We start from the raw sequence: 20,408 nt of genomic DNA, 5'->3' as shown, positions 1-20,408 counted from the left end.
ATCGTGACAAGGCGCATTCTAAACACATCCACAAAGGGTTCGTGAACCGCTTGGCGAGAATAAACCGGACTACGCTAACGAGAACTGACCAGTCACGGTTTGGCCTGTTGAAATTGCCGAGCAATTGGCACAGATTGGCAACAAACAACTACAACAACTGACTTCGCCTGTCTTTTAAGCGGTTTTTTTACCGGTCTGACAGACCTTCCTTCAAAGCCTGTGGGAAAGTGGCGCAAGTTCAAGACCAAGGGGTCGCTGTTTGAAAAAGCGTCTGTTCGTCACGGGTCTCAGTGGATTCGTGGGACAACATATTCAGTCGCGTCTGGCGCTGCCGGATTCGTCGTGGGAGCTGCTGCCTGCCGCGGTACCCTACGACCTCACCGATCCGCACAGCCTCACCGACCTGTGGCCACAACTGCCTGATGCCGTCATTCATCTGGCCGGGCAGACTTTCGTTCCCGAAGCCTTCCGCGATCCGGCACGCACACTCGAAATCAATCTGCTCGGCACGCTCAACCTGTTACAAGCCCTCAAGGCGCGCGGTTTTGCTGGTACGTTCCTGTATGTCAGCTCTGGCGATGTTTACGGCCAGGTCGGCGAAAGCGATCTGCCCATCACCGAACAACAACCGCCCTGCCCGCGCAACCCGTACGCGGTGAGCAAGCTTTCGGCGGAATTTCTCAGCCTGCAATGGGGCCTGAGCGAAGGTTGGCCAATACTGGTCGCACGACCGTTCAATCACATGGGCAGCGGACAGAACCCAGGTTTTGTGATTGCCAGTGCCGCGCGCCAGATCAATCGCATCAAACAGGGCCTGCAAGCCCCGCAGCTGGAAGTCGGCGACATCGACGTGACGCGGGACTTCCTCGATGTCGGCGATGTGATTTCGGCCTACTTCGCACTTCTGGAAAAAGGCACGCCAGGACAGGTCTACAACATCTGCTCGGGCCGCGAGCAAAGCATCCGCAGCCTGATCGAGCAGCTCGGCGATCTGGCCGAGGTCGAGATGCAACTGGTTCAGGACCCCGCGCGCATGCGCCGTGCCGACCAGCGTCGCGTTTGCGGCAGCCACGCCAGCCTGACCCGGACCACAGGGTGGACGCCTGAAATCACTACACAACAATCCCTGCGGGCGATCCTGTCCGACTGGGAGACGCGAGTAAGACAAGAATGACAAAAAGTGCACTGATCACAGGGATCACCGGCCAGGATGGCGCGTATCTGGCCAAGCTGTTGCTCGACAAGGGCTACAAGGTTCATGGCCTCGTCGCAAGGCGCAGCAGCGATTCGCGCTGGCGCCTGCGCGAGATGGGGGTCGAAGCCGACATCGTCTATCTGGACGGTGACATGGCCGATGCCTGTTCGGTACAGCGTGCGGTCATTCAATCGGCGCCGGACGAAGTCTATAACCTCGCCGCGCAGAGCTTTGTCGCCGCGTCGTGGAATCAACCGGTCACCACCGGCATCGTCGACGGCCTGGGCGTTACTCACTTGCTCGAAGCGATTCGTCAGTTCAGTCCGCACACTCGGTTTTATCAGGCCTCGACCAGCGAAATGTTCGGTCTGATTCAGGCCGAACGGCAGGATGAGAACACCCCGTTCTACCCGCGCAGCCCGTACGGCGTGGCCAAACTGTATGGCCACTGGATCACCGTCAACTACCGCGAAAGCTTCAACCTGCACGCCAGCAGCGGCATCCTCTTCAACCACGAATCACCGCTGCGCGGCATCGAATTCGTGACCCGCAAGGTCACCGACGCCGCTGCACGCATCAAACAGGGCAAACAGCAGGAGCTGGCCTTGGGCAACATTGACGCCAAGCGCGACTGGGGGTTTGCCGGTGACTACGTCGAAGCCATGTGGCTGATGCTGCAACTGGACAAGCCTGACGATTTTGTGGTCGCCACCGGCGTCACCACCACGGTGCGCGAAATGTGCCGCATCGCCTTCGATCACGTCGGCCTCAACTACCGCGATTACGTGAAGATCGACCCGGCGTTTTTCCGCCCGGCCGAAGTCGAAGTGCTGCTCGGCAATCCGGCCAAGGCTCAGCGCGTGCTGGGCTGGAAGCCGAAAACCGACCTGGATACCTTGATCCGCATGATGATGGATGCGGACATGAAACGCGTCGCCAAGGAGTAGGCCATGCTGATTCCCGTGATTCTGTCCGGCGGTGCCGGCACCCGTTTGTGGCCGGTGTCCCGCGAGGGCCATCCCAAGCCGTTCATGACCCTGCCCGACGGCCAGTCGCTGCTGGGCAAGACCTACCAGCGTGCGGCAGCACTGCTCGACGGCTGGGGCGACATTGTTACGGTGACCAACCGCGAGTACTACTTCCAGAGCAAGGATCACTATTGCGCCGCCCACGTGTCGCGCCATCGCGGGCACTTTCTGCTGGAGCCGACCGGGCGTAACACCGCGCCGGCAATTGCGGCGGCGGCGTTGTCGCTGCAAGCCTTGCACGGTGACGACGCGATCATGGTGGTGATGCCCGCCGACCATTTGATCGTCAATCAGGACGCGCTGAAAACCGCGGTCGAGCACGCGGTCAATCTGGCCAAGGACGGTTATCTGGTGACGTTCGGCGTGATCCCGACCGCAGCGGAAACCGGCTTCGGCTACATCGAAACCGGCGCGCCGCTGGACGCCAAAGGCGCGGCGAAAGTGCAGCGTTTCGTCGAGAAGCCCGATCTGCAAACCGCCACGCATTATCTGGAGAGCGGCAACTTCCTGTGGAATTCGGGAATGTTCTGTTTCACCACCGCCAGCGTGATTGCCGAATTGCAACTGCACGCACCCGAACTGCTGGAGCAGACCCGTGCCTGCATGGCTGCCAGCGCGCCGATCGAAACGGTTGGTTGCCTGCAGCAGGAACTGTCACCGGCGCTGTTCGCTGAAATTACCGACATCTCCATCGACTACGCGCTGATGGAGCGTTCGGAAAAAGTCGTCGTCGTGCCCGCCGGTTTCGACTGGAGCGATATCGGTTCGTGGGGCGCCGTCGCGGCACTGGTGCCAGCCGATGCCGACAACAATCGCGCCAGCGGTGAAGCGATCTTTATCGACAGCCACAATAACTTCGTGCAGAGCGAAGGCCGCCTGGTGGCGACGGTGGGTGTGGATAACCTGATCGTGGTCGACACCGCCGACGCCGTGCTGGTGGCCCATGCCGACCGTGCGCAGGACGTGCGCCGGGTGGCCAAGCAACTCAAGGACAAATCCCACGAAGCCTATCGGCTGCATCGTACCGTCAGCCGCCCGTGGGGCACTTACACGGTTCTCGAAGAAGGCCCGCGCTTCAAGATCAAGCGCATCGTGGTCAAACCCGGTGGCAAGCTCTCGCTGCAAATGCACCATCACCGCAACGAACACTGGGTGGTGGTCGAAGGCATGGCCAAGGTCACCAACAACGGCTCCGGCACGACGCTAGTGGCCAAGAACGAATCGACCTTCATCGCCGCCGGCCACAAGCATCGCCTGGAAAACCCCGGCGTAATCGACCTGGTGATCATCGAAGTGCAAAGCGGCGAATACCTGGGAGAGGACGATATCGTCCGCTTCGAAGACCAGTACGGCAGGACGGTTTAAATGCTGCTTTCCCTGTACCGCTCATTGCATGAATACCGAGGCTTCATCCTTGGCAGCGTGCAGCGAGAGTTTCAAGCGCGATACCGCAACTCGCTGTTTGGCGCTCTGTGGCCAATCTTCAATCCGCTGTCGATGATCATCGTTTACACCGTGATCTTTTCCCACATCATGCGCGCCCGTTTACCGGGCGTGGATGACAGCATGGCCTACAGCATTTACCTGTGCGCCGGCCTGCTGGCGTGGGGTCTGTTTTCGGAAATCACGCTGCGCAGCCAGAACATGTTTCTGGACAATGCCAATCTGCTGAAAAAAATCAGCTTTCCGAGAGTCTGTCTGCCGGTGATCGTGCTGATCAATGCCGGGATCAATTTCGCCATCATTATTGGCTTGTTCCTCGGTTTTCTGCTCGTCACCGGACGCTGGCCGGGCATGGCCTTGCTGGCGCTGGTGCCACTGGTTGCCCTGCAAATGATGCTCAGCGCCGGACTCGGCATGGTGCTGGGCGTACTCAACGTATTCTTCCGTGATGTCGGGCAACTCTTCGGCATCTGTCTGCAATTCTGGTTCTGGCTGACACCGATCGTTTATCCCATCAGCATCTTGCCGGAGTGGCTGCGAAGCCTGCTGCAATTCAATCCGCTGACCAACCTGATCGCCAGCTACCAGAACGTGTTCCTCTACGGTCAATGGCCACTCTGGAGTTCACTGCTGCCGGCATTCGTGATCGGTGCCGTGTTCTGCGCAATCGGTCTGCGTCTGTTCCGCCAACGGGTCGGTGAAATGGTGGATGAGCTCTGATGGGACATATCCGTGTTACCGGGCTGGGCAAAGCCTATAAACAATACCCCAGCCGCTGGAGTCGCCTGGCCGAATGGCTGATTCCTTTTTCGCCGCTGCGTCACCGCCAGCATTGGGTACTCAAGGAGCTTACCTTCGAGATCCCGGCCGGCGAGGCCGTGGGTATCGTCGGGGTCAATGGCGCAGGCAAGAGTACGCTGTTGAAGATGATCACCGGCACCAGCCGACAGACCTGCGGCACCATTGAGCTGTCGGGTCGGGTCGCCGCGCTGCTGGAACTGGGCATGGGTTTTCACCCGGATTTCACCGGCCGGCAAAACGCGGTGATGGCCGGGCAACTGCTCGGTATGCAACTTGATGAAATCAACGCGTTGATGCCACAGATCGAGCGCTTCGCTGAAATCGGCGAGGCGATTGATCATCCGGTACGCACCTACTCCAGTGGCATGCAGATGCGTCTGGCATTCAGCGTCGCCACCGCACGCCGCCCCGATATTCTCATCGTTGACGAAGCCTTGTCCGTGGGCGACGCCTACTTCCAGCATAAAAGCTTTGAGCGTATCCGCAGTTTCCGCGAGGCCGGTACCACCCTGCTGATCGTGTCTCACGATCGCTCGGCGATTCAATCGATCTGCGATTCTGCGATCCTGCTCGATGGCGGCCGCATGGTCATGCACGACAGGCCTGAAGCGGTGATGGATTACTACAACGCCTTGCTCGCCGAACGTGAGGGCCAGATCGTGCGCCAGGAAACGCTCAGCGACGGCCAGGTGCAAACCGTATCGGGTACTGGTGAGGCGGGCATTTTGCGCGTGCGCCTGCTCGACGAATCCGAACGCGCCATCGAAGCCGCCGAAGTCGGCCAGTCTGTGGTGCTGGCCGTGGACGTCGAGGTTCGTCAGGACATCGAAAGGTTGGTGCTGGGATTCATGATCAAGGATCGCCTCGGCCAGCCCATGTATGGCATCAACACCCATCGCCAGAACCAGGCACTGGAAAACCTGCGAGCCGGCGAGCGCATCACCTATCGCTTTGCGTTTGTCATGGGTCTGGGTAAAGGCAACTATTCAGTGGCCCTGAGCTTGTCGAGGCTGGACTCGCACCTGGATCGAAATTACGAATGGCGTGATCTCGGTCTGGTGTTTCATGTCATCAACAATCGACGCGAAGATTTCGTCGGTTGCGCGTGGCTGAACGCACGGACCACGATCAGCCGTGATGTCGAAACCAGCCGTGTGGAGCGCACACCATGACCCGCTTGCTGGTGGAATGCACCCATGTGTTCAAACACCCGACGGTCAATTCGGGTATTCAGCGCGTGGTTCGCAATGTCATCAAACAACTGCCTGCCAGCGCTGAAGGCGTCGAGTGCCTGCCGGTGGTCGTGCTTAATGGCGAACTCTATCGCGTGCTGCAACTGGCATCGCTCGATACGCCTTTTTTCAACAGGCTGGAAACCTTCGGTGGACGCCTGGAGCGCCTCGCTCATCGCTTCTGGCAGTGGCACCAGCGTCGTGATGCGCAACTCACCTCGAAACTGGCGCGACGGATTTTGTATGTCGGCTACCGGCTGACGATCTTCGGCGCGTTCGGCCTGCCGATCCGCCTGATCCGACGGATCAACCGCACGCAACTGCTCAAACGTTGTTCACCCCTGCAACATCAGCCGGGCGATCAACTGGTGCTGCTGGACTCATCCTGGCACTCGGATCTTTTCGCCCACGTCGAACGGCTCAAACGTGACGGCGTCGGTTTGATCGCGGTGATCTACGACCTGATCCCGCTGACTCACCCACAGTTTTACGACACACGTCTGGTCGAGGTTTTCAGTGAGTGGTTCGACTGGATCACCCGCACAGCCGACGGCTACATGGCCATTTCTGCCACGGTGCGCGATCAGGTGCGTGAAGAATTGCAGCGCAGAATCGGTGCAGAACACACCGACCAGCGCTGGTTCGATTTCTTTCACCTGGGTTCCGAACTGGATCTGCACAACAACCAGGCCACGGTCGAGCCGCGCCTGAAGCAATTGTTCACGACAACAGACCCGGTTTACCTGATGGTCAGCACCATCGAGCCACGCAAGAACCACGCGTATTTGCTCGATGCCTTCGAACGCGCCTGGGCCACTGGCTCAACGGCACGGCTGTGCATCGCCGGGCGGGTCGGCTGGAAATGCGACGCCCTCCTCGCCCGGGTGCGCAATCATCCCGAGCTGAACCAGCGTCTGTTCATGTTCAACGACCTCAGTGACACCAGCCTTGAACACGCCTACGCCCACGCCAGTGCGCTGGTGTTCCCCTCGTTCGTCGAAGGCTTTGGCTTGCCGTTGGTGGAAGCCATGCAGCGAGGCTTGCCGGCGATGGGCAGTGATATTGCGGTGTTCCGCGAAATTGGTGGCGAGTTCATGGCGTATTTCGACTTGCAGGATCCGCAAAGCCTTGCCGACTTGATCAACGTCTTCCAGCGCAGCGGCCAATTCCCCGCCGCTCGCGATGTCGCCGATTGGCAGTGGATCGGCTGGCGCGAAGCCAGTCAGCAACTGGCCGAACGCAGTGTGCGTAACGTCCAGCAAGCGCCGGCGGCGCCAGCGAGGCAGCATGCGCATAGCGCTTAACGCACGCATTCTCCAGGCACCGCGCACCGGCATCGGGCATTACGTCGCCGAGCTGGTCAACGCTTTGCGCAGTGAACCCGACGTGGACGTGACGTTGTTCCACGGCTGGGGCTGGAGCTCGGCACTGCCGGAAGCGGCCATGCCAGGTTATTCGCGTCTTACACCACTACTGCGGCAGATTCCCGGAGCCTATCAGGCGCGCCGCTGGCTGGAGCAGAAACGCTTCGATCAGGGCCGCACCCAAGGCATCGACCTCTATCACGAGCCGAGCCTGTGGCCACTGGCCTTCGATGGCCCGACGGTGATCACTCTGCACGACCTGACTCACCTGCATTTTCCCGACACGCAGCCCGCCGCGCGACTCAGGGAAATCGAGCGACGGTTGGCCGTGGGTGTGCAGCAGGCCCAAGTGATTCTCACCGACTCGCAAGCCATTGCCGAAGAAGCTCAGGCCTGGTTCGGCCTGCCTGCCGAGCGTTTCGTCGTCGCGCCACTGGGCGTCGCCGAGCGTTTTCACCCGCGCGAGGCGAGCGTCATTGACGCAGTACTCAAGGCGCATGCAGTGGCGGCACGGGAATATTTTCTATGCGTGGGCACGCTGGAGCCGCGCAAGAACCTTGGCTTGGCCCTGCGCGCCCACGCCCTGTTGCCGGAAGCCGTGCGCCAGCGTTATCCGCTGCTGATCGTCGGCATGGCCGGGTGGGAGCGCGAGCAGTTCAGTGAACCTTTGCGTCAGGCGCTGGCCAGTGGGCATGTGTGCCTGCTCGGATATCTGCCCGATGAACAGGTCGCGCAACTACTGGCCGGGGCGCGGGCGCTGATTTTTCCGTCGTTGTATGAAGGTTTTGGCCTGCCGGTGCTGGAGGCCATGGCCAGCGGCACACCGGTGGTGCTCACGCGTTCTTCGGCGATGCCGGAAGTCGCGGGCGCCGCAGGCAACTATATTGAAGCTGACGATGCACAAGGCCTGCGTGATGCGATGAGCCTTCTGATCGACGATCAAGCGCATTGGCAGGCATGCCGAGAAGCCGGGTTGCAGCAGTCACGGCTTTTTTCCTGGGAACGTTGTGCACAGGCCACGGCCAGTGCCTACCGCCAGGCCATGGGAGGTTGAATGCGAGTTCTTCATTTTTTCAAGACGTACCTGCCTGACTCGGTCGGCGGCATTGAGCAAGTGATCTTCCAACTCTGCGAAAGCGGCGCCCAGCATGGCATCGATGGCCAGGTGCTGACGCTCAGTGCCGACCCGACACCACCCGTGGTGCAACTCGGTCAGCACGAAGTGCACCGCGCCAAACTGGATATTCAATTCGCCTCCACCGGTTTTTCCTGGAGTGTGTTCAAACAGTTTCGCGAGATGGCGGCCGAGGCCGATGTGGTCAATTACCACTTCCCGTGGCCGTTCATGGACCTGGTGCACTTCGCCAGTGCGATGAATAAACCGAGCGTGGTGACTTACCACTCGGACATTATTCGCCAGAAGCACCTGCTCAAACTCTACCGACCGCTGATGAATCGCTTTCTCTCCAGCGCCGATCGCATCGTTGCCGCTTCGCCGAACTACCTGCACACCAGCGATGTACTGCAGCAGTTTCAGGACAAGACCCGGGTGATTCCCTACGGTTTGAACAAGGCCGGTTATCCACAGCCTGATTCCGCACGGATGAATCGCTGGCGCCAGCAGCTTGGGGATAAGTTTTTCCTGTTTGTCGGCGTGATGCGTTACTACAAAGGCCTGCACATTTTGCTGGAGGCACTGAAAGACGTGGACTATCCCGTGGTCATTGTCGGTGCCGGGCCACTGGAGCTGGAACTGCACGCTCAGGCGCAGGCGCTGGGCCTGCGCAACATTCACTTCCTCGGACGTCTGGATGACGAAGACAAGGTCGCGCTGCTGCAACTGAGCTACGCCATTGTCTTCCCTTCGCATCTGCGTTCGGAAGCGTTCGGCATTTCCTTGCTGGAAGGCGCGATGTACGGCAAACCGATGATCTCCAGCGAGATCGGCACCGGCACCAGCTACATCAATATCCACAACGAGACCGGGCTGGTGGTGCCACCGAGTCATCCACAGGCGTTCCGCGAGGCGATGCGAACCCTGTGGGAGGATCCGGTGCGGGCTGCTGCGATGGGCGTAAAAGCTGAAGCACGTTATCGGCAGTTGTTCACAGCCGACGACATGGGCCGCAAGTGGACAGAGCTGTATCAGGAATTGCTGGAAGAGAAATCGCTGTCCTACGCCTGAACCTGTTTTGGAACGCATACCAACTGTGGGAGCGAGCCTGCTCGTGAAAGCGGTCTGTCAGCAACAATGATGTTGACTGATCCGACGCATTCGCGAGCAGGCTCGCTCCCACAGGGTATTTGTGGTGGGTTCAGAATTACAGATCCAGCACTAAAGGCTGCGTGCTTTGTGCCGGAACGGCACAGCAAATCAGCACATGCCCCGCCTCCGGAATGTCCGCCGGCACCTGTGGATAATTCACCGCCCCGCTGACCAGTCGGGTCTTGCAGGTACCGCACGAACCGCCACGGCAGCTGAACTCGGGACGTAAACCCCGGCTTTCCGCCAGTTCCAGCAAACTCCCGCCATCCGGCTGCCAGCGCGCCTCTTTCGCCGAGCGCTCGAACACCACCGGAACCGATGTGGTCGCTGCGGGCGGTTGTTCGATGACGATCGCGTCCGGATCGGCCTGACGTTTCAGCGTCGACGGCCCGAAGGTTTCCGCATGAATCTGCGCGTCGCGTACATCCAGCTCACGCAAGGTGTCGTACAACCCTTGGGTAAAACCACCGGGGCCGCAGAGGACAAAGTCGAGCTGGTCGAAATCCTCGGCATCCAGCAGGTTTCTCAGCACTTGCGCGTCGATACGCCCCGACAGATCGAAATCCTCACCTTCGTGCAGTTCGGCTTCCGGCTGGCTGAGCAAACGCACCACGCGCACAGAATCGCCAGCACTCTCAAGCAAGCGATCCAGTTCCTTGCGAAACGGCTGATCCGCCAGGCTGCGTGAACTCTGCAATAACAATGTCGGACGAATACCCCGCGTTCGTAGGCCTTGGTAGACCACTTCGCGCAGCATCGACAGCAACGGCGTGATGCCTACTCCGGCCGCCAATAACACCAACGGCCTGTGTTCCAGTGGCGCCACGGTGAAATGCCCTTGCGGCGCCCGCGCTTCAAGTACATCGCCGACGCGAATCTGTTCATGCAGATGCGATGAAATCAGGCCTTCGCGCTTGACGCTGATCCGGTAAAAACCATCCGACGGCGCACTCGAAAGGCTGTAAGTGCGGATGTGTACATCGCCATCAAGGGTGAAACGCAGCGGCAGATGCTGGCCGGCAAGAAACACCGGCAAACCGGCACCGTCGGTGGGCTCCAGATAGATCGAGCGAATGTGCTGACTCTCCGCTTCGATCTTCGCCACCCGCAGCGGCCGCCATTGATTGCCCAGCGCCTGCGCCTGCAAACGTGCGTCCGCCTCGGCCCAGTTACCGGTCAACAGACTGGTCGGCGACATGCCGTCGAAGCGCCAGCGCAACACCAATGCCGCCGGGCGCCGCACCAGTTTTTCCACATCGAATGTCCACAGGCGCTCGGCGCCCTGAAAAGCCTCAATCTGCGGATCATCGAGAAGAATCTCGGTACGCCCGCTGAGTTGCAGCACATCGCCTGTGGAAAAGTCGATGAACAGCAAGCCCGCTTTAGGGTTGAGCAGCAAATTGCCGAGGGTATTGAAGTGCAGATTGCCGGCAAAGTCCGGGATGGTCAGACGATTCCCTTCAACGCGTACGAAACCGGGTTGACCACCGCGATGAGAAACATCCACCGCACGCAAGCCATCGACATCCACATAACTGGCGACAAAAAACGTATCCGCGCCAGTGATCAGCGCGGTGGCCGCATCATCGAGGCCATCCAAATGTTTAGCCGGGCGCGTCTGTGGATCCGTCAGCGGCACACGCTGAAACTGGCGCAGTTGAATGTATTGCGGGCAGTTGCCGAAAGCCTGATCCACGCTCACGTCGAAACCCTGCGCGGTCAGATTGTCGACATGGCCGTTGAGGCGATTGCGCCGGCGGGTGTGCAGTTCGATGCCGAGTAAACCGATCGGCTCGCCGTTGCGCAGTTGCGCCGGATCATCGGCCGAGGGTTGGCTGGCGAAATGCAGATGCTCGGGATCGGGCGAGTGGGCAAACCCCGGCGCACCTTCAAGCACGCTCGCCCACGGCCGACCCTGCGCATCGACGGCGCCGTACAGCATGAAGGGCAATTGCTGATAGAACTCACGGTGCTGATCCGGCATCCACGTGCGAATCACCTTACGCCCGAACGCCCCCATGCGTTCGGCAACCCCGACTTTCGCCTGCAACTGTTGCTCGCCTGCGTGCCACGGTGAACGTTCCATCACGACCTCTCCCCTGCACCGCTGGCACAGTGTGGATTGCGAAAATCAGGCAGTGGTTTGCAGACCGGCGACAGTGCGCGGCATACCGACGAAACCGGGCAAGGCTTCAACGCGAGCCAGCCAGCCGCGAACGTTGCCGTAGTCGTCCAGCGACACATTGCCTTCCGGTGCGTGGGCGATGTAACTGTAGGCGGAGACGTCGGCGATGGTCGGTTCGGCGCCGGCCAGATACGCCGTTTTACCCAACTCGGCGTCCATTACCTTGAGCAGGTTGTGCGCACGGGTGATGGCTTCTTCAGCATTCAGTTGCGCGCCGAATACGGTGACCAAACGGGCGGCAGCGGGGCCGAAAGCAATAGGTCCGGCGGCGGCCGACAACCAGCGCTGCACCCGTGCCGCACCGACCGGGTCAGCGGGCAGCCAACGACCATTGCCGTATTTCTGCGCCAGATACACCAGAATTGCGTTGGAGTCGGCCAGCACCACGCCGCCGTCATCAATGGCCGGTACCTGGCCAAAACTGTTGATCGCCAGATACGCCGGCTGCTTGTGCTCACCCTTGGCCAGATCGACGAAGATCAGCTCGGTCGGCAGTTGTAGCAGGGACAACATCAACTCGACACGGTGGGCGTGGCCGGAACGTGGAAAGTTGTAGAGTTTGATCGCTTGCATGGTCGACTCCGCTGGACAGGGGCGCCGCTGCGGGGATGAGCGCGCCGAGGCAGCCATCTTCCCCTGATCGCGAAAACAACAGAATCACCAGCAACTGCAATCGATTATTTCAGCTCATGCAATAACGCAGCATTTTTAAGCGCCGGGTGCTCACGCAAAGCCTTGGCCGTGAAATCGACGAAACTGCGGATTCGCGCCGGCGCCTTGCGCCCACCCTGATACACCACGTGGATCGGTAATGGCGGCAGCTCGAATTCGGCAAGGACGATTTCCAGCTCTCCGGTGGCGATTTTGCTGGCGACTTGATAGGACAACACTCGAGTGAACCCCAACCCCAAACAGGCAGCAGCGATGGCCGCCTGATTCGCCGTCACCACCAGACGCGGTTCCGGGCGCACGCTCAACGGCTCGCCGTGTTCAAGAAACGGCCAACTGCGCTGCTGCCCGATCGATGAAGTCGCCACCACCGGCGCCCCGGCCAACGCCCGTGGATGCTCGGGACGACCGTGTTTATCCAAGTAAGCAGGCGAAGCGCAAATCACCCGCCGCACTTCGCCCACGCGAATCGCATGCTGGTTGCTGTCCGGCAGATCACCGATACGCACCGCAACATCAATGCCTTCCTCGACAACACTCACCACTCGGTCGACCAACAATGCATTGATGCACACGTCCGGGTACTGCGCGAGATAACCCGCCATCACCGGCGTGACAAACAACTCGCCGAACAACACCGGCGCCGTGACCGTCAATTGCCCACGCGGCTCGGCATGACTGCCCGCCGCCGAATCCTCGGCTTCCTGCACCTCGGCAAGAATCCGTCGACAATCCTCCAGATAACGCTGCCCCGCTTCGCTCAAATGCACACTGCGCGTGGTGCGAATCAGCAACTGCGTACCAATCCGCAACTCCAGCGCCGCTACCGCCCGCGTGACGCTTGCGGCCGACAACCCCAAGCGCCGCGCGGCAGCAGAGAAGCCTTGCTCCTGGGCGACGGTGGTGAAGATGTGCATTTCCTGGAAGCGATCCATCCAATACCTCTCAGCGGGGCGATAGGTTCTTTGGAAACGATTACACCAGCGAGAAAGCGATCGACCGCTCAAAAAATACTGTAATCGCGGATTTTTACGAAGCTATAAATGCGCTCAAACGCCCGTCTTATCTAGCCGCCGGAGGTTTTGGTCAGCAACGATAGGCGGATTTTTTCGCGGATTTTCAGTAGAGGAAATTGGTGAAGTAATAAAGCAGGGGGAACAACGCAGGGAGCAAGAAAACTCTCGCCCCTGCGTAAGGACAATTACTCCACCGTCACTGACTTCGCCAGATTACGCGGCTGATCCACGTCCGTACCTTTAAGCACCGCAACGTAGTACGACAGCAACTGCAGCGGAACCGTGTAGAGGATCGGCGAGAGAATGTCGTGGATGTGCGGCATCTGAACCACGTGGGTGCCCTCGCCGTTGGTCATGCCGGCTTTTTCGTCGGCGAACACGATCAATTCACCGCCACGGGCGCGGACTTCCTGCAGGTTGGATTTGAGCTTTTCCAGCAGTTCGTTGTTCGGCGCCACGGTGACTACCGGCATGTCGTTATCCACAAGCGCCAGCGGGCCGTGTTTCAGTTCGCCGGCCGGGTAGGCTTCGGCGTGGATGTAGGAGATTTCCTTGAGTTTCAGGGCACCTTCCATCGCCACTGGGAATTGCGCACCACGGCCAAGGAACAGGGTGTGGTTTTTCTCGGCGAACAGTTCGGCGATCTTTTCCACCGTGCTGTCCATGGCCAATGCTTCGCCGAGACGGGTTGGCAGGCGACGCAGCTCTTCGACCAGACGCGCTTCAACGCCGTCGGCCAACGTGCCGCGCACCTGGCCCAGCGACAGGGTCAGCAGCAGTAGACCGACCAATTGCGTGGTGAAAGCTTTGGTTGAGGCGACTCCGATTTCGCGGCCGGCCTGAGTCAGCAGGGTCAGATCGGATTCGCGCACCAGCGAGCTGATGCCAACGTTGCAGATCGCCAGGCTGGCCAAGAAGCCCAGCTCTTTGGCGTTACGCAGGGCCGCAAGGGTGTCGGCGGTTTCACCGGATTGCGAGATGGTCACAAACAGGGTGTCCGACTGCACCACGACTTTGCGGTAGCGGAATTCACTGGCGACTTCGACCTGGCACGGGATACCGGCCAGTTCTTCGAGCCAGTAACGGGCGACCATACCGGCGTGATAGCTGGTGCCACAGGCGACGATCTGTACGTTACGCACTTTGGCGAACAGCTCGGCCGCTTGTGGGCCGAACGCTTGTACCAGCACCTGATCGTTGCTCAGGCGACCTTCGAGGGTGCGCTGCACAACGGCCGGTTGCTCGTGGATTTCCTTGAGCATGTAGTGGCGATATTCGCCTTTGTCGGCGGCTTCGGCACCGTCGCTGTACTGCACGGTCTGGCGTTCGACAGCGTTGCCGCTTACGTCCCAGATCTGCACGTTATCGCGGCGAATTTCGGCGATATCGCCTTCTTCCAGGTACATGAAGCGGTCGGTGACCTGACGCAGGGCCAACTGGTCAGAGGCAAGGAAGTTCTCGCCCAGACCCAGACCGATCACCAACGGGCTGCCACTGCGGGCGGCGACCAGACGATCCGGCTGCTTGGCATTGATCACGGCCAGGCCATAAGCACCGTGCAGTTCCTTGACCGTCTCTTTAAGTGCAACGCTCAGATCAGGCTGATCCTTGAGTTTATGGTTGAGCAGGTGAGCGATGACTTCGGTATCGGTATCCGAAGTAAACACATAACCCAGCGCTTTCAATTGTTCGCGCAGGGCTTCGTGGTTTTCGATGATGCCGTTGTGCACCACCGCGATGTCGCCGGAAAAATGCGGGTGGGCGTTGCGTTCACAGGGTGCGCCGTGGGTCGCCCAACGGGTGTGGGCAATGCCGAGACGGCCAACCAGCGGATGCTCGGCCAATGCGGCTTCGAGTTCACTGACCTTGCCCGGACGACGCATGCGCTCAAGGGTTTCGTCGTTGGTGAAGACCGCGACACCGGCGCTGTCATAGCCGCGGTATTCCAGGCGCTTGAGGCCCTCGAGCAGGATGGCGGTGATATTACGTTCAGCAACTGCGCCGACAATTCCACACATGCTTATTTCTCCTGACTGACAGCCGCGCAAATCACGGTGATACCGCGGGCCTGTATCTGATCGCGCGCTTCGATAGGCAGGCGATCATCGGTAATTAGGGTATGGACGCTGCTCCACGGCAGTTCCAGATTGGGGATCTTGCGACCGATCTTGTCGGCCTCGACCATGACGATGACTTCTCGCGCCACCTCGGCCATGACCCGGCTCAGTCCCAGCAATTCATTGAAAGTCGTCGTGCCGCGCACCAGATCGATACCGTCGGCGCCAATGAACAACTGGTCGAAGTCGTAAGAGCGTAGTACTTGCTCGGCGACCTGGCCCTGGAAGGATTCCGAATGCGGATCCCAGGTGCCGCCGGTCATCAACAGCACCGGTTCGTGTTCGAGTTCGCTCAAGGCGTTGGCGACATGCAGGGAGTTGGTCATCACCACCAATCCTGGCTGTTGGCCGAGTTCGGGGATCATCGCAGCGGTGGTGCTGCCGCTGTCGATGATGATCCGCGCGTGTTCGCGGATGCGTTTCACCGCCGCGCGGGCAATCGCCTGTTTGTATTTGGAAATGCTCTGCGCCGTTTCCGCGACCAGTTCCTGCGGCATGGTGATCGCCCCACCGTAGCGGCGCAGCAACAGACCATGACTTTCCAGCGCGGCGAGGTCCTTGCGAATCGTAACTTCGGAGGTTTCGAAGCGCTTGGCCAGTTCATCCACACTGACTTCGCCCTGCTCGTTGAGCAAGGCGAGAATATTATGGCGGCGTTGTGGCGTGTTGCGTTTCGACATGGCGACCTAAGTTTCGATTCGAAAGATAACGGAAGCAATCAAAACCTATCAGCCATAAATCGTCAAGCCGTCATCCAAAAAAAATCGCAACCTCCAACAGTCCCCGTAGGAGCTGCCGAAGGCTGCGATCTTTTGATGTTCAAAAGGCAGCTGTGGATAACTCAGCTCTTCCTGATCTTCTCCGGCCGCTTCCAGCCATCGATGTTTCTCTGCCGCGCACGACCAACGGCCAACTGCGCGTTATCCACATTCTGGGTAATGGTGGATCCGGCTGCTGTGGATGCACCGTCAGAGATATCCACAGGCGCCACCAACGAATTGTTGGAGCCAATGAACACGTCCGCACCCAATACGGTTTTCCACTTGTTGGCGCCATCGTAGTTGCAGGTGATGGTGCCGGCGCCAATGTTGGTACGCGCACCGATCTCGGCATCGCCCAGATAAGTCAGGTGACCTGCTTTGGCGCCTTCACCCATGTGGGCGTTTTTCAGCTCGACAAAGTTACCCACATGCGCACGTGCTTCGAGCACGGTGCCTGGACGCAGGCGCGCGAATGGTCCGGCATCACTGCCCTCGCCCAGCACCGCACCTTCAATGTGCGAGTTGGCCTTGATCACCACGCCTTTGCGCAGGGTGCTGTCCTTGATCACACAGTTCGGACCGATCTCCACATCATCTTCGATGACCACGTTGCCTTCGAGGATCACGTTGATGTCGATCAGCACGTCTCGACCCACGGTCACTTCGCCACGCACATCGAAACGTGCCGGATCCCGCAAGGTGACGCCTTGCGCCATCAGACGACGGCCAGCGCGCAATTGGTAATGACGCTCCAGCTCGGACAACTGCTTGCGATCATTGGCGCCCTGCACTTCCATTGGATCGTGCGGTTGTTCGGTGGCCACCACCAGACCATCACTGACCGCCATTTCGATCACATCGGTCAGGTAGTACTCGCCCTGGGCATTGTTGTTCGACAAGCGGCTCATCCAGTCGGCCAAGTGATTGGCCGGGACTGCGAGAATGCCAGTGTTGCCTTCAGTGATCGCGCGTTGCGCTTCGCTGGCGTCTTTGTGTTCAACGATTGCGGCCACCTTGCCGTCGGCATCACGCACGATACGGCCGTAACCGGTAGGGTCTTGCAGCTCGACGGTGAGCAAACCCATCTGCCCAGGCACGACATGTTTGAGCAGTCGCTGCAGGGTTTCGACTTCAATCAGCGGCACATCACCGTAGAGAATCAGCACGGTGTCGGCAGTAATGAACGGCACAGCCTGGGCAGTGGCGTGGCCGGTGCCCAGTTGTTTGTCTTGAAGGACGAAATTCAGATCGTCAGCAGCCAGACGTTCACGCACTACGTCAGCGCCATGGCCGATGACCACGTGAATGCGTTGTGGATCGAGTTGGCGGGCGCTGTGGATAACATGACCCAGCATGGAATTGCCGGCAATCGGATGCAGTACTTTCGGCAGGGCCGAACGCATACGAGTGCCTTGACCGGCCGCGAGGATAACGATTTCAAGAGACATGACTGGCTACCAATCCTGGGTGGTCAGCAACTGCGACCGGGTTTCGGGAATTCGGAAAAGAAAAAAGGGTAGCCGAGGCTACCCTTTTTTATCAATCGCACAACAAGCGGCTGACGGATTAACCGCCAAACTTCTTGCGGATCTGCTGGACGGTGCGCAGCTGAGCTGCAGCCTCGGCCAGACGAGCTGACGCAGCGCTGTAGTCGAAATCAGCGCCTTTTTCATGCAGAGCATGCTCGGCAGCCTTGAGAGCTGCTTGAGCCTGAGCTTCATCCAGGTCGGCGGCACGTTGCACGGTATCGGCAAGCACTTTGACCATGTTCGGCTGAACCTCGAGGAAACCACCGGAGATGTAGAACACCTCAGGCTCCCCGCCTTGCTTGATCAGGCGGATCGGACCTGGCTTCAGATTAGTGATCAGCGGCGCGTGACCCAGAGCGATACCAAGATCACCCAGTGCACCGTGCGCAATCACCATCTCGACCAGGCCGGAAAAGATTTCCCCTTCCGCGCTGACGATATCGCAATGGACTGTCATAGCCATCTGATTGCCTCAACCTAAATTAGCACCCGTTGCCGGGCGCCGGGATTACAGTTTCTTGGCTTTCTCGATCGCTTCTTCGATGCCGCCAACCATGTAGAACGCTTGTTCTGGCAGGTGGTCGTAGTCACCGTTGAGGATGCCTTTGAAGCCAGCAATGGTGTCTTTCAGGGAAACGTATTTACCCGAAGCACCGGTGAAGACTTCAGCCACGAAGAACGGCTGCGACAAGAAGCGCTGGATCTTACGAGCACGGTTTACCAACTGCTTATCGGCTTCCGACAGCTCGTCCATACCCAGGATCGCGATGATGTCCTTCAGCTCTTTGTAACGTTGCAGAACGTACTGAACGCCGCGAGCGGTGTCGTAGTGGTCCTGGCCGATTACGTTCGGATCCAGCTGGCGCGAAGTCGAATCCAGTGGATCTACTGCCGGGTAGATACCCAGGGAAGCGATGTCACGGGACAGAACGACAGTGGCGTCCAAGTGGGCGAAGGTGGTCGCTGGCGACGGGTCGGTCAAGTCATCCGCAGGTACGTATACCGCTTGGATCGAGGTGATCGAACCTTCCTTGGTCGAAGTGATACGTTCTTGCAGAACGCCCATCTCTTCAGCCAGGGTCGGCTGGTAACCTACTGCCGAAGGCATACGGCCCAGCAGTGCGGATACTTCAGTACCGGCCAGGGTGTAACGATAGATGTTGTCGACGAACAGCAGAACGTCGTTACCTTCGTCACGGAACTTCTCGGCCATGGTCAGGCCGGTCAGAGCTACGCGCAGACGGTTACCCGGCGGCTCGTTCATCTGACCGTAAACCAGTGCCACTTTGTCCAGAACGTTGGAGTCCTTCATCTCGTGGTAGAAGTCGTTACCCTCACGAGTACGCTCACCCACACCGGCGAACACGGAATAACCGCTGTGCTCGATGGCGATGTTACGGATCAGTTCCATCATGTTTACGGTTTTGCCTACACCGGCACCACCGAACAGACCGACTTTACCGCCTTTGGCAAACGGGCAAACCAGGTCGATAACCTTGATGCCGGTTTCCAGCAGGTCGTTGCCGCCTGCCTGTTCAGCGAACGAAGGCGCTGGACGGTGAATGCCCCAACGCTCTTCGGTGTCGATCGGGCCAGCTTCGTCGATCGGGTTACCGAGGACGTCCATGATCCGGCCCAGGGTCGCTTTACCGACCGGTACGGAGATGGCTGCGCCAGAGTCGGTAACTTCCAGACCGCGCTTCAAGCCCTCGGTGGAACCCATCGCAATGGTACGAACCACGCCGTCGCCCAGCTGCTGCTGAACTTCCAGAGTGGTGCCGGCATCGCTTTTGACTTTCAAAGCGTTGTAGATGCTCGGTACGCTGTCGCGTGGAAATTCCACGTCGATAACGGCGCCGATGATTTGAACGATACGTCCGCTACTCATAGCTGGATCCTCTGAATATTTGAACCGTTAAACCGCGGCAGCGCCGCCGACGATTTCCGAGATCTCTTGGGTGATCGCAGCCTGACGCGCCTTGTTGTAGATCAGCTGCAAATCGCTGATCAAATCACCGGCGTTGTCGGTAGCGTTCTTCATCGCGATCATCCGCGCAGCTTGTTCAGCCGCGTTGTTCTCGACCACCGCCTGGTAGACCTGCGACTCAACGTAGCGGACCATCAAGCCGTCAAGCAGCTCTTTGGCATCCGGTTCGTAGAGATAGTCCCAGTGGTGCTTGAGATCCTGATCCGGGGTGGCCACCAGTGGAATCAACTGCTCCACGGTAGGCTGTTGCGTCATGGTGTTGATGAACTTGTTGGACACCACGGACAGGCGGTCAATACGGCCGTCCAGGTAGGCATCCAGCATCACCTTGACGCTGCCGATCAGATCATTGATCGACGGCTCTTCACCCAGGTGGCTGATAGCTGCAACGACGTTACCGCCGAAGTTGCGGAAAAAGGCCGCACCCTTGCTACCAACAACACACAGATCAATCTCGACGCCGTTTTCGCGGTTTACCGCCATGTCCTTGACCAGGGCCTTGAACAGGTTGGTATTCAAGCCGCCGCACAGACCACGGTCACTGCTCACTACGACATAACCAACGCGCTTGATTTCGCGGTCGATCATGAACGGGTGGCGGTATTCCGGGTTGGCGTTGGCCAGATGCCCAATAACCTGGCGGATACGCTCCGCATAAGGACGGCTAGCAGCCATGCGCATTTGTGCCTTGCGCATTTTGCTGACCGCCACTTTTTCCATGGCGCTGGTAATCTTTTGCGTGCTTTTGATGCTCGCAATCTTACTGCGAATCTCTTTTGCGCCTGCCATGTAACACCTATCAGGTTAGCAAGCGG

Annotated in this window: 17 protein-coding genes; 8 read left to right on the top strand and 9 right to left on the bottom strand. The window is 59.2% G+C overall.

Translation table 11 applies throughout. From position 1 onward, the window contains the following. Window positions 1–259 precede the first annotated feature (259 nt). The 8 genes from L8H52_RS16485 to L8H52_RS16450 are packed head-to-tail and all read left to right on the top strand — an operon-like array spanning window position 260 to window position 9,248. A complete protein-coding gene (locus tag L8H52_RS16485; RefSeq protein WP_242207917.1) occupies window positions 260–1,174 on the top strand; it encodes a GDP-mannose 4,6-dehydratase in 915 nt (304 codons plus the stop codon). Beyond that, complete coding sequence (gene gmd / locus L8H52_RS16480) at window positions 1,171–2,142, top strand: GDP-mannose 4,6-dehydratase (protein ID WP_242207918.1); 972 nt, start codon at window positions 1,171–1,173, stop codon at window positions 2,140–2,142. Before L8H52_RS16485 ends, gmd begins: the two co-directional genes overlap by 4 nt. Before the next feature lie 3 nt (window positions 2,143–2,145). Beyond that, complete coding sequence (locus L8H52_RS16475) at window positions 2,146–3,588, top strand: mannose-1-phosphate guanylyltransferase/mannose-6-phosphate isomerase (protein ID WP_242207919.1); 1,443 nt, start codon at window positions 2,146–2,148, stop codon at window positions 3,586–3,588. Then, window positions 3,589–4,386, top strand: a complete 798-nt coding sequence (locus L8H52_RS16470) for an ABC transporter permease (protein WP_242207920.1) — start codon at window positions 3,589–3,591, stop codon at window positions 4,384–4,386. After that, window positions 4,386–5,639, top strand: coding sequence for an ABC transporter ATP-binding protein (locus L8H52_RS16465; protein ID WP_242207921.1), 1,254 nt, complete (start codon window positions 4,386–4,388; stop codon window positions 5,637–5,639). Before L8H52_RS16470 ends, L8H52_RS16465 begins: the two co-directional genes overlap by 1 nt. Then, entirely contained in the window at window positions 5,636–7,003 is a 1,368-nt protein-coding gene (locus tag L8H52_RS16460) for a glycosyltransferase family 1 protein (protein WP_242207922.1), read from the top strand. Before L8H52_RS16465 ends, L8H52_RS16460 begins: the two co-directional genes overlap by 4 nt. After that, window positions 6,987–8,117 (top strand): glycosyltransferase family 1 protein, encoded by a 1,131-nt coding sequence (locus L8H52_RS16455; RefSeq protein WP_242207923.1) that lies wholly within the window; start codon window positions 6,987–6,989, stop codon window positions 8,115–8,117. The genes L8H52_RS16460 and L8H52_RS16455 overlap by 17 nt, the downstream gene beginning before the upstream one ends. Beyond that, complete coding sequence (locus tag L8H52_RS16450) at window positions 8,118–9,248, top strand: glycosyltransferase family 4 protein (RefSeq protein WP_242207924.1); 1,131 nt, start codon at window positions 8,118–8,120, stop codon at window positions 9,246–9,248. It abuts the gene before it with no gap. 136 nt (window positions 9,249–9,384) lie between these two features. On the opposite strand, the gene L8H52_RS16445 is transcribed toward L8H52_RS16450, so the two are convergent. The 9 genes from L8H52_RS16445 to atpG form a co-directional block, all read right to left on the bottom strand. After that, entirely contained in the window at window positions 9,385–11,415 is a 2,031-nt protein-coding gene (locus tag L8H52_RS16445; RefSeq protein ID WP_242207925.1) for a pyridoxamine 5'-phosphate oxidase family protein, read from the bottom strand. A 45-nt stretch (window positions 11,416–11,460) separates the two neighbouring features. Further along, entirely contained in the window at window positions 11,461–12,087 is a 627-nt protein-coding gene (locus tag L8H52_RS16440; protein ID WP_242207926.1) for a glutathione S-transferase, read from the bottom strand. Window positions 12,088–12,191: 104 nt separating this feature from the next. Then, complete coding sequence (locus L8H52_RS16435) at window positions 12,192–13,118, bottom strand: LysR family transcriptional regulator (RefSeq protein WP_242207927.1); 927 nt, start codon at window positions 13,116–13,118, stop codon at window positions 12,192–12,194. Window positions 13,119–13,384: 266 nt separating this feature from the next. Beyond that, complete coding sequence (gene glmS, locus L8H52_RS16430) at window positions 13,385–15,217, bottom strand: glutamine--fructose-6-phosphate transaminase (isomerizing) (RefSeq protein WP_242207928.1); 1,833 nt, start codon at window positions 15,215–15,217, stop codon at window positions 13,385–13,387. Between the two features lie 2 nt (window positions 15,218–15,219). Next, window positions 15,220–15,996 carry a DeoR family transcriptional regulator gene (locus L8H52_RS16425; RefSeq protein WP_242207929.1) on the bottom strand — a complete coding sequence of 259 codons (777 nt, stop codon included), beginning with the start codon at window positions 15,994–15,996 and terminating at the stop codon, window positions 15,220–15,222. Window positions 15,997–16,157: 161 nt separating this feature from the next. Beyond that, the gene (glmU, locus tag L8H52_RS16420; RefSeq protein ID WP_242207930.1) at window positions 16,158–17,525 is read right to left on the bottom strand and encodes a bifunctional UDP-N-acetylglucosamine diphosphorylase/glucosamine-1-phosphate N-acetyltransferase GlmU; all 1,368 of its coding nucleotides are present in this window, start codon (window positions 17,523–17,525) and stop codon (window positions 16,158–16,160) included. 118 nt (window positions 17,526–17,643) lie between these two features. Beyond that, the gene (locus tag L8H52_RS16415) at window positions 17,644–18,069 is read right to left on the bottom strand and encodes a F0F1 ATP synthase subunit epsilon (RefSeq protein ID WP_007911962.1); all 426 of its coding nucleotides are present in this window, start codon (window positions 18,067–18,069) and stop codon (window positions 17,644–17,646) included. 45 nt (window positions 18,070–18,114) lie between these two features. Continuing rightward, window positions 18,115–19,494 carry a F0F1 ATP synthase subunit beta gene (gene atpD, locus L8H52_RS16410; RefSeq protein WP_016984062.1) on the bottom strand — a complete coding sequence of 460 codons (1,380 nt, stop codon included), beginning with the start codon at window positions 19,492–19,494 and terminating at the stop codon, window positions 18,115–18,117. A gap of 27 nt (window positions 19,495–19,521) precedes the next feature. Beyond that, a complete protein-coding gene (gene atpG / locus L8H52_RS16405) occupies window positions 19,522–20,382 on the bottom strand; it encodes a F0F1 ATP synthase subunit gamma (RefSeq protein WP_007911960.1) in 861 nt (286 codons plus the stop codon). Between the last annotated feature and the right edge of the window lie 26 nt (window positions 20,383–20,408).

It is taken from the genome of Pseudomonas sp. CROZ-RG-20F-R04-15, from assembly GCF_022662375.1.
Taxonomy (GTDB): domain Bacteria; phylum Pseudomonadota; class Gammaproteobacteria; order Pseudomonadales; family Pseudomonadaceae; genus Aquipseudomonas.
The sequence above is the reverse complement of the archived record's forward strand: the minus strand, read 5'-3'. Positions and strand labels throughout refer to the sequence as shown.

Excerpts from the sequence above, each read along its gene's own strand:
- L8H52_RS16415 (WP_007911962.1), bottom strand. The coding sequence starts at position 18,069 with ATGGCTATGACAGTCCATTGCGATATCGTCAGCGCGGAAGGGGAAATC.
- atpD (WP_016984062.1), bottom strand. The coding sequence starts at position 19,494 with ATGAGTAGCGGACGTATCGTTCAAATCATCGGCGCCGTTATCGACGTG.
- atpG (WP_007911960.1), bottom strand. The coding sequence starts at position 20,382 with ATGGCAGGCGCAAAAGAGATTCGCAGTAAGATTGCGAGCATCAAAAGC.
- L8H52_RS16425 (WP_242207929.1), bottom strand. The coding sequence starts at position 15,996 with ATGTCGAAACGCAACACGCCACAACGCCGCCATAATATTCTCGCCTTG.
- glmU (WP_242207930.1), bottom strand. The coding sequence starts at position 17,525 with ATGTCTCTTGAAATCGTTATCCTCGCGGCCGGTCAAGGCACTCGTATG.
- L8H52_RS16465 (WP_242207921.1), top strand. The coding sequence starts at position 4,386 with ATGGGACATATCCGTGTTACCGGGCTGGGCAAAGCCTATAAACAATAC.
- L8H52_RS16435 (WP_242207927.1), bottom strand. The coding sequence starts at position 13,118 with ATGGATCGCTTCCAGGAAATGCACATCTTCACCACCGTCGCCCAGGAG.
- L8H52_RS16440 (WP_242207926.1), bottom strand. The coding sequence starts at position 12,087 with ATGCAAGCGATCAAACTCTACAACTTTCCACGTTCCGGCCACGCCCAC.
- L8H52_RS16445 (WP_242207925.1), bottom strand. The coding sequence starts at position 11,415 with ATGGAACGTTCACCGTGGCACGCAGGCGAGCAACAGTTGCAGGCGAAA.
- L8H52_RS16450 (WP_242207924.1), top strand. The coding sequence starts at position 8,118 with ATGCGAGTTCTTCATTTTTTCAAGACGTACCTGCCTGACTCGGTCGGC.
- glmS (WP_242207928.1), bottom strand. The coding sequence starts at position 15,217 with ATGTGTGGAATTGTCGGCGCAGTTGCTGAACGTAATATCACCGCCATC.
- L8H52_RS16460 (WP_242207922.1), top strand. The coding sequence starts at position 5,636 with ATGACCCGCTTGCTGGTGGAATGCACCCATGTGTTCAAACACCCGACG.
- gmd (WP_242207918.1), top strand. The coding sequence starts at position 1,171 with ATGACAAAAAGTGCACTGATCACAGGGATCACCGGCCAGGATGGCGCG.
- L8H52_RS16475 (WP_242207919.1), top strand. The coding sequence starts at position 2,146 with ATGCTGATTCCCGTGATTCTGTCCGGCGGTGCCGGCACCCGTTTGTGG.
- L8H52_RS16455 (WP_242207923.1), top strand. The coding sequence starts at position 6,987 with ATGCGCATAGCGCTTAACGCACGCATTCTCCAGGCACCGCGCACCGGC.
- L8H52_RS16470 (WP_242207920.1), top strand. The coding sequence starts at position 3,589 with ATGCTGCTTTCCCTGTACCGCTCATTGCATGAATACCGAGGCTTCATC.